Source organism: Bacillus cereus group sp. BceL062 (assembly GCF_051780025.1).
Taxonomy (GTDB): domain Bacteria; phylum Bacillota; class Bacilli; order Bacillales; family Bacillaceae_G; genus Bacillus_A; species Bacillus_A toyonensis.
This window is the reverse complement of the sequence record NZ_JBPWGY010000015.1, coordinates 1-15,467: the sequence shown is the minus strand read 5'-3', so window position 1 is coordinate 15,467 and position 15,467 is coordinate 1. Positions and strand designations below refer to the sequence as shown.

Sequence of the window (15,467 nt, the reverse complement as noted above, 5' to 3'; positions counted from 1 at the left end):
CCTACATGTTATTCCATGAGACTTTTATACAATTTCTTATAAGCAAGAGCTGATTTCTCCCAACTATAATCTTCAGTCATCGCTTGTGTTACAAGCTGTTCCCATACCGGCTTATCGTGATAAAATTCAATTGCACGGCGAACCGTATACAACATGTCATGTGCATTGAAGTTCGTGAAACTGAAACCATTTCCTTCTCCTGTTTCTTCATCATAAGATTGTACAGTATCGTTTAATCCACCTGTTTCTCTTACAATCGGAATCGTACCGTACGCTAATGCGATAAGTTGTCCAAGTCCACACGGTTCAAACAGTGACGGCATTAAAAATAGATCGCTTCCCGCATACACTTGATGCGCAAGCTCCTCATTAAATCCGATATATACCTTCACCTTCTCTGGATACTCATATGCCATCCATTCAAAGAACTGCTCGTATTCTGAATCACCGGATCCTAAAATAATACATTGTACATCTTCTTCCATTATTTCACGGAATACAGTACGTACTAAATCAAGACCTTTTTGTTTCGTTAATCTCGTGACCATTGCAATAATTGGTGTATCCTCTTTTTCTGGCAAACCAAAATAACGCTGCAATGCACGTTTATTTTCATTTTTTTCATATAATGACTCTGCATCATACTGAGCTGTAATATACGAGTCCGTTTCTGGGTTATATACGCTCGTGTCAATTCCATTTACAATGCCACTCAGCTTATCATTATATTTTCGTAGCAATCCATCTAATTTCTCACCGAAAAACTCATATTGTATTTCTTCTTTATATGTCGGGCTAACCGCTGTAATTTGATCAGAAGCGATAATACCGCCTTTCATAAAGTTCACATTTCCATAAAACTCTAGCTGCTCACTATGAAAGTATTCATCACCAAGCTCTAACAGGTCGTACATCACTTCAGGAGAAAATACACCTTGGAACTGCAAGTTATGAATTGTATATACCGTTTTAATACGCTCATATAATGGGTTGTCTTGATACTTTTCGCGAAGTAAGAAATTAACCATAGCGGTATGCCAATCATGGCTATGAAGAACATCCACTTCAAAATCAAGATGCGGAATACACTCTAAAACTGCCTTCGAAAAATAAGAAAAACGCTCTCCGTCATCATAATGACCGTACAAAGAATCCCTCTTAAAATAATATTCATTGTCTATTAAATAATACGTAATCCCGTCTTGCTCACCTTTTAAAATTCCGCAATATTGATTTCTCCAGCCAAGAGGAACGTTAATTACTTTATGAAGCGTACATCCATCTCTTAATTTTTGCGGAATAAGACTATAATTCGGAAGTATAATACGTACATCCACACCTAATTTTTTAAGCTCTTTTGGGAGCGCACCTGCTACATCAGCTAATCCTCCCGATTTAACAAACGGTACACATTCTGATACTGCAAATAAAATATTCACTTGTTGTCCCACTGCTCGAAAAGCATATATTACCCTTCTTGCAGCTTCCTCCCTTCGAGTTTTCATTTAAATTAAAACTTTAATCAGTGGAGGAAAGACCCCCACTGATTCTTCAAGAATAACTATTAATCGTACTGTTTTGAATGCTTCCTTTTTCTACAACGTACGGCTCATCGGTGTTTCCTTTTAAAACGACACCGTCACCAATTTTCACGTCTTTATCAATAATAACACCGTCTATTATACAGTTATCTCCAATTTGGCTCTTTTGCATAATAATACTATTACGAACAATTGAACCTTTTCCAATTTTAACAGAACGGGAAACAACACTGTTTTCTACTTCCCCTTCAATAATACTGCCATTTGCAATCATTGTATTTTTCACGACTGCACCCTTTAGGTAACGAGTTGGTGGCTCATCTTTTACTTTCGTAAAAATCGGTGCTTCTTTCTTAAATAATTGCTTCCAAATAGCAGGTTGCAAAATTTCTAAGCTATGTTTATAGTAACCTTCAATCGAGTCAATAATAGCTACATATCCTGTATGCTCATACGTAGCAATATGCAGTGATTTTCCGCGCTTTTCTCTCACTACATCAAATAAACTGTATTGCTCCACATCTTTATATGTCTCAAATAAATCTAACAATAATTGTTTCTTTAACACGTATGTTTGAAGCGAAACCCCTTCATGGCAAACTTCAGTAATATCAGCTGCCGTATGTATATGCCGCTCTAACACCGCCTGGAAATTTAATGCTGTTACGAGATGGCTATTCGTAATAACAACGTATTCTTCTCTGCTTCTTAGAAAATAATCAATATGTCTTCTAAAATGTGCAAAAGATCCAAACTCATCTTGGTCACATTGGCAATTTGGTGGGAATAAAAACAATCCGTCACGTTTTCTATCTAAATCCCACTGTTTCCCTGAACCAACATGGTCCATTAACGAACGGTTTTTATGGCTTGTAAAAACCGCCACACTATGAATATTAGAATTCACCATATTGGAAAGCATGAAATCAATGAGTCGATAACGGCCCCCAAACGGTAGCGCCGCTAGTGAACGATGCCCTGTTACTTTCTGTAAGGAAGTAAAACTTCCCGTTGCATTAATAATTCCTAACATTTTTTCTCCCATTCATTTCATCCCCCTTTTCTATTTCCCTTCAGCAATTAATACTACATCGTCAACATTTTTTTCTGGACGAATGATTGTTCCATCTTCAATAACCATTTCCGATCCAACAATTGCTCTTTCAATCACAACATTTTTCCCAATCTTCGCTCCTGGCATAACGACGGAATCAATAACCATACTACCTTCTTCCACCGTCACCCCTTGGAATAAGACAGAATGCTTCACGTCCCCTTCAATGACGCACCCTTCGTTAATCAGTGATTCTTCCACTTTTGCCTTTTCCGCAATATATTGAGGCGGTTCGTTTGGATTGACAGAATAAATACGCCAGTTACGATCATTTAAATTCAATGATGTTTCATCGCGAAGTAAATCCATATTCGCTTCCCATAAGCTTTTCACTGTTCCAACATCTTTCCAATATCCTTCAAACGGATACGCCATTAGCTTCTTCCCTTCATCTAATAAAAGCGGAAGTACATCTTTTCCGAAATCATTACTAGATTCAGGATTTCTTGCATCCATTTCTAAATACTCTTTCAAAATTGCCCAGTTAAAAATATAGATTCCCATTGATGCAAGATTACTTCTTGGAAATTGCGGTTTCTCTTCAAACTCAACAATTTCCATCTCTTCATTCGTATTCATAATGCCAAAGCGACTCGCTTCATCCCAAGGCACTTCAATAACAGAAATCGAAACGTCCGCTTCTTTCTCAACATGGTAATCTAGCATTTTACTGTAATCCATTTTATAAATATGATCGCCTGATAAAATAAGGACATACTCTGGTTCGTACTGACTTAAATAGTTTAAGTTTTGATAAATGGCACTTGCCGTACCTGTGTACCACTTCACACCTGAAGACTCCGCATAAGGAGGTAATACTGTGACTCCACCGTTTACTCGGTCTAAATCCCAAGCATTGCCGATTCCGATATAATTATGAAGTTCAAGCGGTTGATACTGCGTCAAAATCCCAACCGTTTCAATACCAGAATTCGCACAATTACTTAACGTAAAATCAATAATGCGATATTTACCACCAAATGGAACAGCTGGCTTGGCTAAATTTTTTGTTAATGCACTTAAACGACTACCTTTTCCCCCTGCTAGTAACATTGCTACGCACTTTTGTTTTTGAGCCATCTTGTTTTTTGCTCCCCTTTCTAGTCTTCACTGGTCGTAATATGGATACGCCAAATGGTGGAATTGTAATTTCTACATGTGCCTCTTGATTATGGTACGGTTCTAGAGTCGCCTTAAGACGTTTTTTATTCACTTGCCCCGAGCCGCCATATTGCTCCGCATCACTGTTTAAAATCTCGTTATAATACTCGAAATCTGGCACACCTACTTTATAGTTTTCATATGTAGCTTTCGTAAAATTACATACGACAACTAACGCATCTTCTTGTTTATCTCCTTGACGAATAAACGAGAAAATACTTTGCTCATTATTATTAGCATCAATCCACTGAAATCCTTCAGGTGAATGATCAAGCTGCCAAAGTGGTTTTGAGCGCTTATACAATGCTATGAGCTCTTTAAAGTAATCATGCATATAACGATGCATTTCAAAATCATGTAAATTCCAATCTAAATCTTCAAGGTCTTTCCACTCATCAAACTGCCCAAATTCTCCTCCCATGAAAAGTAATTTCTTTCCTGGGTGAGTAAATAAATATCCATATAATAAACGAAGCTGAGCAAACTTATCCCAGTAATCTCCTGGCATTTTATTTAATAACGACTTTTTCCCGTGAACGACTTCATCATGAGAAAGCGGTAATATGAAGTTTTCAGAGTAAGCATATAGTAAAGAGAATGTTATTTTCTCATGAATATACTTCCTGTATTCAGGTGCACACTCCATATATTTCAGCACGTCATTCATCCAGCCCATATTCCATTTGTAATTGAATCCAAGTCCACCTTCATAAGTTGGAGCTGTTACAAGTGGCCAAGCTGTTGAATCTTCTGCTGTCATAAGAAAGTCTTCATCCTCTGCAAATACCGCTTCATTTAACTCTCGTAAAAATGAAACAGCGTGCTCATTACTTTGCTCCTGTCCTTCTTTATTCCAGTACAACATATTCGCAACTGCATCCACCCTGAAACCGTCAATATGGAAATATCTCATCCAAAATAACGCATTTGAAATTAAGAAATTACGTACTTCCCTTTTTCCTAAATCAAAATTGACAGTTCCCCATACTTGGTTTTCTTGTACATCCTTATCTTTATATTCATAAGTCGGTGTCCCATCAAACAAATATAGACCGTGAGCATCTTTACAAAAATGCCCCGGCACCCAATCTAAAATGACACCGATTCCATATTTATGACATTCATCGACAAAATACATCAAATCATGTGGTGTGCCGAATCTACTCGTTGCTGCATAATATCCCGTCCCTTGATATCCCCAAGAACGATCATATGGATGCTCAACAAGCGGCATGATTTCAATATGTGTAAATTGATGTTCCACCACATACGGAATGAGTTCTTCTACCATTTCCCTATAAGAATACAGCGTTCCATCTTCTTTCTTCTTCCAGGAACCGAAATGTAATTCATAAACTGTCATCGCTTCTTTATAAACCGGCTTTTTCTTTTTCTTACGACTCCAGTTTTTATCATTCCATTCGTATCCCTTCATATCAAAAACTACAGATGCCGTATTCGGTCTTACTTCTGCATATACAGCGTACGGATCTGCCTTAAAAATGACGTCACCAGCCATCGTTTCAATCGCATATTTATATATTTCCCTTTCTTCAATATGCGGTATAAACAAGGACCAAATTCCCTCTTCTGTCTCTTGTAGCATCTTATGTTGCTCATAATCCCATTCATTAAAATCGCCAACAACACTCATTGCTTTCGCATGAGGAGCCCATACTGTAAATCGTACCCCTCGCATCTCATCTTCCGTTACAATATGTGCGCCAAAGATGCTATAACTCTCATAGTACTTTTCTGTATGAAACTCATCTCGTTTCACTTTTTCACAATTTATTACACTCAATATGCTCACCTCACTAAGATGACAGAATTTTTTATACTTTAACTATTTCTGCAAAAAACTGTGATATCCTTGTTGATTCATAAAAAATATTCGTTTTTTTCTTAAAAACGTTGGTTTTTCTTCACATTTCCGTGTAAAATATCGAATTTTGACGAATATTCATTGCAAACGCTTCATTTTCCCCTATCTTTTTTACTATCATTTTTTTCTCAACCTCTATTTTATTAGGTTTAGCCTATTTTTCATGCTATTTTCTACTTAAAACCGTAGCAAAACAATCTGTCATAAAAAAATATTTCTCAATATTTTTTGTCATAATTTTATTGAAATGCAAAATTCATCAGCATATACTTGTTCTCAATAAAGAACATTACGCTTTCGTAAATATAATTCATACTAGAATACTGTGTTTACTTTGCGAACGTTTCATAAAAAATCATATTAGGGGGCTTTCTTATGTCATTGAAACAAAAAGTAGGAATGGGAGTTGTCACAGCAACGCTTGGCTTATCACTTACATGCGGCGGTGTATTCGCCTACTTCAGTGATTCTGAAACATCTAGTAACTCATTTCAAGCTGGAACACTAGATCTTTCTATTAATCCAAGTGTAATCGTTGATGTGAAAGATTTAAAGCCAGGTGACTTTATTGAAAAAAATTTCACGCTTGAAAATAAAGGGTCATTGGATATTGCAAAAGTAGCACTTGAAACATCATATGAAGTTACAGATGCAAAGCTAAATAATGACGGTGAAGATTTAGGCGACCACATTATCGTAAAGTTTCTAGTGAATGATGGAAAGCCATCGAATCCAAACGATGATCATGAAATTTTGTGGGAAACAAAACTATCAAAATTAAAAACTATGAAACCTGAGAATGTATCTACATCTTTAGAACGTCATAACTTAATAGACGGTATTACATCTGGTGAAACAGATTATTTACACGTGCTCTTCTCCTTTGAAGACAACGACCAAGATCAAAATAAATTCCAAGGTGATTCCTTACAGCTAAACTGGACATTCCATGCCGAGCAAACAAAAGGCGTGGAGAAATAATTTTTAAAATACAAATTACCGGAGGCCTATAAATGAAAAATAAAAATCGTTTCGTTACCGGAATTGTAACGGCTGGCGTTCTATTTTCAACTGCCCTTCCGTTCAATGTACTTGCTGAAAATCCTACTAATCAAATTGACTCTGCAAACGCTCAGTCTTTATTATCAAAGCTTTCTAAAGAACAGCGCCTGGCATTACAAACTGTAGATGCCAATCCCGGCTTTACAATTTCGCCAGATATTAATACGAGTAGTTCTGAGCCTGTAAATATCATTGTAGAATTTCAAACTGCCCCAGTAAAAATTAATGAATTAAAACAAAAAGCGAAAGGCTTACAAGCTACTCCTGAAAGTATACAAGCGCGCATCAATCAAGAGCACAAAGAATTCCAGGAAGGATTAAAACGCCTTCACCAATTCAGTCCATCAGTAAAATCGGGAAATTTCCAGTCTGTACAAATTAAACGTTCTTATAAGCATGCGATAAATGGTGTTGCGCTGACATTACCGGCAAATACAGTTGAAGAATTGTTACGGATCGGTGTTGTAAAACGTATTTGGAAAGATTACGAAGTGAAATTAAATTTACCGAAACAAGCTGAGCAAAAAGCACCTCAAAAACTAACAGATAGCATCCCGCAAATCGGGGTAGATAAGTTACATAGTGAGGGCATTACCGGAAAAGGTATTAAAGTTGGTGTATTAGATACAGGCATCGATTACAATCACCCTGACTTAAAAGACGTGTATAAAGGCTATCGTTCAAAATTTGGCGAGGATTCTAGTAAGATAGATCCAAACTCTGTAAAAGGTTGGGACTTTATTAATAACGATGCAGATCCGATGGAAACAACTTATTCAGAGTGGCAACAATCTGGTGCTCCTGAATTTGATAACCGTGGCTCTGCCTTCTACACATCACACGGCACTCACGTAGCAGGTATCGTTTCTGCTCAAAAGAAAAACAAATCAGATTCAGCAATAAAAGGTGTTGCACCTGACATTGAACTATATAACTATCGTGTACTCGGTCCATATGGAAGTGGAGATAGTTCAGGTATTATCGCTGCAATTGACAAATCCATTTCTGACGGTATGAACGTTATTAACTTATCGTTAGGTGACGATAGCAACAATCCGCTGGATCCAACATCTATCGCTGTCAATAATGCGATGCTTTCCGGCCTGGTTACAGTCGTTGCTGCTGGGAACTCTGGACCAAATCCATCAACACTCGGATCACCAGGTGCTTCTCCATTTGCTATTACGGTTGGAGCAAGCGATAGTTCTATTTCCTTACCGAAACTATCAAGTCATGCTGGACAATTACAATTCCCTAACTTGCTTTTATTTGGCAAAAATTTCACTGATAGCATAGAAGATTTCAAAGGACAATCTTTACCTATTGAATCTGTAGGAATCGGTACAGCCGACGAGTTTAGTAAAAAGGATGTAAAAGGAAAAATCGCTCTCGTTGCACGTGGTACAACCTCATTTGATGAAAAAATTGCTAACGCAAAACAAGCCGGTGCAAAAGCCGTTATTATTTATAACAATGTGGATGGAGAGATTCCTTTCTACGTTGGTGAAAGCACAAAATACATTCCAGCATTCCGCCTAACGAAAGAAGATGGTGAAAAACTAAAAGCTCAAATCGAACAGGGTAGCACATCCTTAACTTTCGATGAAATTAATTACATTCAAACAGAAGGCGATCATCTTGCAGACTTTAGCTCACGCGGTCCTGTTACAACAAATGATGACATTAAACCTGATATTACAGCGCCTGGTGTTGCTGTCCTTTCAACAGTACCTGAATATATTAACGATCCGCAAGAGGGCGAAAACTATGACGTTTCCTATGAGCGTATGCAAGGAACATCCATGGCTTCTCCTCATATCGCTGGCGTTGCTGCTCTTATTTTACAAGAACACCCAGAATACTCTCCATTTGATGTAAAAGCGTCTCTCATGAACACTGCTGATGATTTAAAAGAAAAATATTCCGTGTATGAAGTTGGAGCTGGGCGAATAGATGCTTACAACGCCGTTCATACGGAAACAAGCTTTAAAGTGTTAGATACGACACAAACTGTTGTAAATGATGAAGTGATTGAAGTACCTGAAGAAACTGGATCCATTGCATTCGGTAAGTTTTATCAAAAAGACGGCGAAGCTCTTGAACAAAAACGAAATATAAAAGTAGCTAATCATAATAAACAAGAGAAAAAAGAATTTAAAACAGAAATTTCTTATACACCAGCCTCTTCCACTATTAACAATGCTACCGCAAATGGGGTAAAAGTTTCTGTTCCAGAAACAATTACTCTTGATGCTGGAAAATCAGATGAAATTGAAGCGAAAATTAATGTGCCAGCTGGTGTGAAACAAGGCCGATATGAAGGTTATATTCATATTACAAATACGAAAAATAAAGAAGAAACATATCAAATTCCATTTTCTATTCGCATATCAGAACCTGGTATTGAAAATGCGCTATTATCAAGAAAAGCAATTTCAACTGATACATCTAAATTTAATCCATACGGCGAATCATATGTTCACGGGGCATTCCAATTAAACAGCCCACTTGAAACGTTAGATCTTATTGTGAAAGATTCAAAAACAAATAAAGCGCTCGGCTTCATTGGAACATTAAACACGAGTGGTCTAAAAACTGATGTGTATTACTACCTAGACTCATTCTTTAACGGAAAAGTGTATCCTTTTACAAATGATCCAGCGAAACCAATTGGTGATGAGAAAATCAATTTACCAGAAGGAGACTACACAATTGAGTTTGTCGGCTATGATAAAGCTGGGAAAGCACGTGTAAAAGGCGATTATGTCGTAATCGATAATACACCACCTGAAGTGAAATTAACTGGATTAAAACCTGGCATTTATGAGTTAAATGAAGAAAATTATACAGTAGAAGACGGTAAAAAAGCGTTATGGATTAAAGGAAATGTGTATGATTCGAACGTTGATTACTTAAAAGGAAAAGGTTTAAACATTACGCAAGAAGCGAACGGAGTTATGTATTATGACTATTCTCCATACTTGCATAAGTTTTTACCTATTAATGCAGATGGTGACTTTAAAGTTGGCATTACCCCTGAATCCTTTAAAGTAGAAGGACCAATGAACACAGGCGTATATATTTTCGATTATGCAACTGCAGGTCCTGATTATCCAAGCGGTGTAAATAACTATTGGTTTATCCCACAAGGTGCTCAATATGCGAAAACTAGTTATGATAAAAAAGAAGTATACAAAAATGATGAACTTACTGTAACACTAAACGCAAAACACGTAAAACAATTTGTTGCAGGGGAATTTAACGTAAAATTCCTAGAGAAAAATTTCAAATTTGCAAATGCGAAATTGAATCCTACTTTTGAAAAGCTACTTTCTGAAAAAGGTGTAATCGCAAAAGTGAATGAGCCGAAATTAGAAGCCGGTTCTGTTACAGTAGGCGGATCTATCGATGATAAAAACTTCGCCGGATTAGATGGTGATTTCCCGTTCATTGATGTAACTTTCAAAGTAGAAAATGATGAATTTTATGAAGCAAATGCCCAATTAGAATCACCAATTTTTGTTTACTGGAAACAAGGTGAAACAGAACCGAATAGAATGCGTGTACTTCAAGATCAAACATTCTCAGTTATGTCCTTAAACTCACTAGTAGAAGGAAATATTAAACCTGGTGCATTCTTAAATGAACGTGGATATTTAGATGAAAAGCTCGATTATACAAAGCTTGGTGTAAAAGTATATGCAACTGATTCTTACCGTCATAAGTTTGAAGGCTCACTAGATAAATACGGATACTTCAAACTGAATGGACTTCCTGTTAATAATCGTAACTATAATTTATACGTAGAAGTACCAGGGCATTTAACAAGCCGTCTAACAACAAAATTAGGTACTGAAAAAGATGGTAAGCTACTTGGCCAATATTATTATGCACGATCTGACGAGAACCTTGCCGGTGATGTAAATGGTGATAAAGTCATTGATATTAAAGATGCTGAAATTATCGCTAGCAACTATGGTAAAAAAGGAGTATCTGTAAAAAGCGGCGACCTTAATAGCGACGGAATTGTCGATGAAAAAGACATTCGCTTCGTTGAAAAGAACTTCTTGAAAAAAGGACCAGATGCATCTAAATCACAAACAGCTGTAGAAAAATCAAAAAGCGGTACACTCGCAGATATTTTAAAGAAATTGGGCTTAACGCCTAAAAAATAATAAAGTGAAACTTTAATCAGTGGGGATTTTGTTCATCCCCACTGATTATTAGCCCACACCAATCGGGGTCTTACTGCCCGGCAAATAGCGGGATAAAAAAGAGCACTCTACTTTACGTAGAGTGCTCTTTTTCTATAAACGACCCTTATCCAGCAAAAGGGGTATATTGGGGATATACAAGGGAAACCGGAAAAGGAATTTATATTAAATTATATAAGTTCAGAGGTAAGAAGCAGTTTCCCACCTCTGAATTATTTAGCAATTATTATAGTACTGGTGCCATTGTTTCTTTTAATACTTTTACAGAATGAGCGAATTTCACTTTTTCTTCTTCATTTAGCTCAAGTTCTACAATTTCACGTACACCTTCGCGGTTAATTACAGCTGGAACACCTACGTAAGCATCTTTCTCACCGTATTGACCTTCAAGGTATGCAGATACAGTTAATACGCTGTTCTCGTTGTTTAAGATTGCTTTAGTTACACGAAGTAGTGACATACCGATTCCGTAGTAAGTTGCACCTTTACGCTCAATGATATGATAAGCTGCGTCACGTACGTTTTCGAAAATTTTATCTAAGTCTTCTTGATTGTACTGTTCGTTGTTAGCTAAGATTGTTTCTAGTTTTTGTACACCGATAGTAGCGTGGCTCCATACTGGAAGTTCAGTATCACCGTGCTCACCAACGATGTAAGCATGAACGTTACGTGGATCTACATCTAAGTAGTCACCTAACATGTAACGAAAACGAGCAGAGTCTAAAGTTGTACCAGAACCGATTACGCGCTCTTTTGGTAGACCAGATTCTTTCCAAGTTACGTAAGTTAAAATGTCAACTGGGTTAGTTGCGATTAAGAAGATTCCATCGAATCCGCTATCCATAATACCGCGAACGATTTGTTTAAAGATCTTTGTATTTTTCTCAACTAAGTCTAAACGAGTTTCACCTGGTTTTTGTGGTAATCCCGCAGTGATAACTACTAAATCTGCATCTTTACAATCTGCATAGCTACCGCTCCAAACTTTTGTTGGTGATGGAGAGAATGGTACCGCATGGCTTAAGTCCATTGCTTCCCCTTCTGCTTTTGCTTCATTAACATCTACAAGTACGAATTCTTCAGCTACACCTTGGTTGATCATTGAGTAGGCGTAACTACAACCTACAGCTCCTGTTCCTACTAATACTACACGATTGATACCTTTTTTCATGTTAATTTCCCCTCTCTATTGTTCACATATATTTTTTTATGATTGTTTAAGTAATTAATTAAAATACTAATTTAATGTTGTTTAACTTCTTTACATTCATATTGTAGCACGTATCATTGTGAATTACTTCACAAATTATGACCTATTTGTGAACTTTTTCACATAGAGTGTAAAGTTATTGGAATAGGTGTGGAATCCATTTCAATGGAGGCGTTTTCTTTAGATTGTGAAAGGGTTTTTCTTATGGTTTTTGTCCGTGAAGTAAAATTATATCGACTTATCGATACACCCCACAATAATAACAGTATAAAAAAGCTGTCTTCAGTAGATTACCTATTGATAGACAGCTTCTTCTATATATTATTTATAATCGGCCGTAGCCCCTAATACAGCAGCCTTTACATAATTTTGACCATTTAACTTTTGTAAATCAGCAGCAGTTCCTGTCACAACAACACCAATTACTTTTACATCCTGCTCACTTGATTTTGGTTTCTTCCCTTTTAGGTAGTCATATATGCGCTTATATTCCTCATAATACTTTCCCTTTTGCTCCAGTCCATTTTGAATTGCTAAAAGAAAATCTTTTTCTGTTCCATTTCCAAATTCAATATCACCTGGTTTTGCTTTAAAACCGTACACATTATAAGCACTTTCGGTCATATCATCAATAGAATATGATTTTTTATCATCATACGTATCTACCCAATACCAAACAGGATGCACCCCTTCTGGAAGTATCTCTTTTATTTCAGACACTTTATACAGTTTATCAAAAGATATAGCCAATTCAGCTACTTTCTTTTCATCTTTTATTTTCTCTATATCATTTATATAACGATTATATGAAGCAAATGGGAGATAAAACTGCATCTCTCTTTCCATCGTTTGATTATTATACAATTCACTTGTCTTATTAATACGTTCATTCCCCATTACAACATTATCTGATATTGTTAATGGATTTACATTCGATAATCGGCGAAATGTATTCCAAACTTTATACTCATACACTTCATCTTCCCACTTAACAGGTTTCCCTTCAATAACCTTATATGTTTTATACTCTACTGTGCTTTTAAATAAACCGTTAGAAGTAATTGCTACGCCTCTTTCCGTATTAGGTCTTGTAATTTGTCTTATCATATTTAAGTCACGATCCATAGTTAAGTAAGCTCTATTGTTCAATTGTGAAATTACTATTATAAAACCAAAGAATAGAACAATAAAAAGTGAAATCGAAATTACTGTAATTTTTAATAATTGTCTTCGCTTCGCCTTCTTCAACATTTTTGATACTTTACTTGAATCTATATCAAAATCGAAATCATCTCTGCTCATCTTCAAACCTCCCATACAGCTTTTTAAACTCATTGCGAGCCCTATACAAAGAAACACGTACTGTCTCTTCTTTCATCTCTAATACGGTTGCTATTTCCTTATATGAGAGTTCATAGTCACACTTTAATAAGAGAATATGTTTATATACTGGATTCATCTTTCCAAGTATGCTTTGTATTTCTACTTGAAGCTCTTTTCTTAAAAGTGGTTCATCTAATCCTTTTGCTCCAATTAATTGAACAGATTCAATCGGGATTTGTTCAATACGCTGTTGCCTTCTTGCTACATCACGATGCCTATTAATCGCAACTTGAAATAACCATGTTTTTATATACGTAATTTTCATATTCGGTATAGATACTAATGCCTTATGTATCGTGTCTTGAACGATATCTTCTGCTTCTACTGGTGGTACTCCAATTTTAAGTAAATACCTATAAATGCTTTTAGATGTTTCTATAATGATTTTTTCATACTCCATCGCTCTCTCCTTTCTATTAGTTAGACGATTCAAATAGAAAAAAGTATACAAGAAATCCATAAAAAAAAGCAGACTATCCAAAGTCTACTTTTACACAACAAAAAAGAGATAGCAGATTATGCTATCTCTTTTAGTATGACCCGTACGGGATTCGAACCCGTGTTACCGCCGTGAAAGGGCGGTGTCTTAACCACTTGACCAACGGGCCAATTCTGGCAGAGAAGAAGGGATTCGAACCCTCGCACCGCGTTCGCGATCTACTCCCTTAGCAGGGGAGCCCCTTGAGCCACTTGGGTACTTCTCTATAATATGGCTCCGCAGGTAGGACTCGAACCTACGACCGATCGGTTAACAGCCGATAGCTCTACCACTGAGCTACTGCGGAACAATTATGGTGGGCCTAAATGGACTCGAACCATCGACCTCACGCTTATCAGGCGTGCGCTCTAACCAGCTGAGCTATAGGCCCATAATTGAAAAGCGGGTGAAGAGAATCGAACTCTCGACCAGAGCTTGGAAGGCTCTTGTTTTACCACTAAACTACACCCGCATTAAATTGTAAATGGTGAGCCATGAAGGATTCGAACCTTCGACCCTCTGATTAAAAGTCAGATGCTCTACCAACTGAGCTAATGGCTCATTTTGAAAGTGGTGCCGGCTAGAGGACTTGAACCCCCAACCTACTGATTACAAGTCAGTTGCTCTACCAATTGAGCTAAGCCGGCTTGCGATTTCAAAATGGTGGCTCGGGACGGAATCGAACCGCCGACACGAGGATTTTCAGTCCTCTGCTCTACCGACTGAGCTACCGAGCCTTTATGTAAAAAAATGGCGGTCCCGACCGGGGTCGAACCGGCGATCTCCTGCGTGACAGGCAGGCATGTTAACCACTACACCACGGGACCATTTGGTTGCGGGGACAGGATTTGAACCTGCGACCTTCGGGTTATGAGCCCGACGAGCTACCGTGCTGCTCCACCCCGCGATGATAAAATATTTAATTTAGAAAAAATGGAGGAGGTAGAGGGATTCGAACCCCCGCGCGACTCTCGCCGCCTGTCGGTTTTCAAGACCGATCCCTTCAGCCGAACTTGGGTATACCTCCGAGATATAAACTTTGAGTGGTGGACCTTGTAGGACTCGAACCTACGACCGGACGGTTATGAGCCGTCTGCTCTAACCAGCTGAGCTAAAGGTCCTTATGGTAGCGGCGGAGGGGATCGAACCCCCGACCTCACGGGTATGAACCGTACGCTCTAGCCAGCTGAGCTACACCGCCATAAGTAATATAAAAATAAGTGGAGCCTAGCGGGATCGAACCGCTGACCTCCTGCGTGCAAGGCAGGCGCTCTCCCAGCTGAGCTAAGGCCCCATGTTTTTGGGAATATCGGGAAGACAGGATTTGAACCTGCGACCCCCTGGTCCCAAACCAGGTGCTCTACCAAGCTGAGCCACTTCCCGTTAATAAAAGCGCGCCCGAGAGGAGTCGAACCCCTA

At 37.8% G+C, this 15,467-nt stretch carries 9 protein-coding genes and 15 tRNA genes; 2 read left to right on the top strand and 22 right to left on the bottom strand.

The features are described 5' to 3' along the window. Positions 1 to 8 precede the first annotated feature (8 nt). The 4 genes from glgA to glgB all read right to left on the bottom strand — a co-directional run bounded on the left by glgA (position 9) and on the right by glgB (position 5,620). Complete coding sequence (gene glgA, locus ACS2MN_RS26665) at positions 9 to 1,439, bottom strand: glycogen synthase GlgA (protein ID WP_002106619.1); 1,431 nt, start codon at positions 1,437 to 1,439, stop codon at positions 9 to 11. Positions 1,440 to 1,551: 112 nt separating this feature from the next. Next, positions 1,552 to 2,586 (bottom strand): glucose-1-phosphate adenylyltransferase subunit GlgD, encoded by a 1,035-nt coding sequence (gene glgD, locus ACS2MN_RS26660; RefSeq protein WP_080326629.1) that lies wholly within the window; start codon positions 2,584 to 2,586, stop codon positions 1,552 to 1,554. An 18-nt stretch (positions 2,587 to 2,604) separates the two neighbouring features. Then, positions 2,605 to 3,735, bottom strand: a complete 1,131-nt coding sequence (gene glgC / locus ACS2MN_RS26655) for a glucose-1-phosphate adenylyltransferase (protein ID WP_000057608.1) — start codon at positions 3,733 to 3,735, stop codon at positions 2,605 to 2,607. After that, the gene (gene glgB / locus ACS2MN_RS26650) at positions 3,683 to 5,620 is read right to left on the bottom strand and encodes a 1,4-alpha-glucan branching protein GlgB (protein WP_000111417.1); all 1,938 of its coding nucleotides are present in this window, start codon (positions 5,618 to 5,620) and stop codon (positions 3,683 to 3,685) included. The genes glgC and glgB overlap by 53 nt, the downstream gene beginning before the upstream one ends. Before the next feature lie 456 nt (positions 5,621 to 6,076). Between glgB and ACS2MN_RS26645 the strand changes: the two genes are divergently transcribed. Next, a complete protein-coding gene (locus ACS2MN_RS26645) occupies positions 6,077 to 6,682 on the top strand; it encodes a TasA family protein (protein ID WP_438894800.1) in 606 nt (201 codons plus the stop codon). Positions 6,683 to 6,714: 32 nt separating this feature from the next. After that, complete coding sequence (locus ACS2MN_RS26640) at positions 6,715 to 10,938, top strand: S8 family serine peptidase (protein WP_346994447.1); 4,224 nt, start codon at positions 6,715 to 6,717, stop codon at positions 10,936 to 10,938. A gap of 265 nt (positions 10,939 to 11,203) precedes the next feature. On the opposite strand, the gene ACS2MN_RS26635 is transcribed toward ACS2MN_RS26640, so the two are convergent. The 18 genes from ACS2MN_RS26635 to ACS2MN_RS26550 all read right to left on the bottom strand — a co-directional run bounded on the left by ACS2MN_RS26635 (position 11,204) and on the right by ACS2MN_RS26550 (position 15,431). Next, positions 11,204 to 12,148 carry an L-lactate dehydrogenase gene (locus ACS2MN_RS26635; RefSeq protein WP_000715347.1) on the bottom strand — a complete coding sequence of 315 codons (945 nt, stop codon included), beginning with the start codon at positions 12,146 to 12,148 and terminating at the stop codon, positions 11,204 to 11,206. Positions 12,149 to 12,508: 360 nt separating this feature from the next. Next, positions 12,509 to 13,489 carry an anti sigma factor C-terminal domain-containing protein gene (locus ACS2MN_RS26630; RefSeq protein WP_438894799.1) on the bottom strand — a complete coding sequence of 327 codons (981 nt, stop codon included), beginning with the start codon at positions 13,487 to 13,489 and terminating at the stop codon, positions 12,509 to 12,511. Further along, entirely contained in the window at positions 13,476 to 13,970 is a 495-nt protein-coding gene (locus tag ACS2MN_RS26625) for an RNA polymerase sigma factor (protein ID WP_000455500.1), read from the bottom strand. Before ACS2MN_RS26625 ends, ACS2MN_RS26630 begins: the two co-directional genes overlap by 14 nt. Positions 13,971 to 14,106: 136 nt before the next feature. Continuing rightward, positions 14,107 to 14,178: transfer RNA gene (locus tag ACS2MN_RS26620), tRNA-Glu, on the bottom strand. A gap of 5 nt (positions 14,179 to 14,183) precedes the next feature. Beyond that, positions 14,184 to 14,274 (bottom strand) — tRNA-Ser (locus ACS2MN_RS26615). Positions 14,275 to 14,280: 6 nt separating this feature from the next. After that, positions 14,281 to 14,355, bottom strand: a tRNA-Asn gene (locus ACS2MN_RS26610). Positions 14,356 to 14,362: 7 nt separating this feature from the next. Beyond that, positions 14,363 to 14,439, bottom strand: a tRNA-Ile gene (locus ACS2MN_RS26605). 10 nt (positions 14,440 to 14,449) lie between these two features. Then, positions 14,450 to 14,520 (bottom strand) — tRNA-Gly (locus tag ACS2MN_RS26600). 13 nt (positions 14,521 to 14,533) lie between these two features. Then, a tRNA-Lys gene (locus tag ACS2MN_RS26595) sits at positions 14,534 to 14,609 on the bottom strand. 10 nt (positions 14,610 to 14,619) lie between these two features. After that, positions 14,620 to 14,695, bottom strand: a tRNA-Thr gene (locus tag ACS2MN_RS26590). 14 nt (positions 14,696 to 14,709) lie between these two features. Then, positions 14,710 to 14,785, bottom strand: a tRNA-Phe gene (locus ACS2MN_RS26585). Positions 14,786 to 14,799: 14 nt separating this feature from the next. Continuing rightward, positions 14,800 to 14,875, bottom strand: a tRNA-Asp gene (locus ACS2MN_RS26580). Between the two features lie 3 nt (positions 14,876 to 14,878). Next, positions 14,879 to 14,955, bottom strand: a tRNA-Met gene (locus ACS2MN_RS26575). Positions 14,956 to 14,982: 27 nt separating this feature from the next. Continuing rightward, a tRNA-Ser gene (locus ACS2MN_RS26570) sits at positions 14,983 to 15,075 on the bottom strand. A gap of 17 nt (positions 15,076 to 15,092) precedes the next feature. After that, a tRNA-Ile gene (locus tag ACS2MN_RS26565) sits at positions 15,093 to 15,169 on the bottom strand. Positions 15,170 to 15,172: 3 nt separating this feature from the next. Then, positions 15,173 to 15,249 (bottom strand) — tRNA-Met (locus ACS2MN_RS26560). 20 nt (positions 15,250 to 15,269) lie between these two features. Further along, a tRNA-Ala gene (locus tag ACS2MN_RS26555) sits at positions 15,270 to 15,342 on the bottom strand. 15 nt (positions 15,343 to 15,357) lie between these two features. Further along, positions 15,358 to 15,431 (bottom strand) — tRNA-Pro (locus ACS2MN_RS26550). Positions 15,432 to 15,467: the final 36 nt, after the last annotated feature.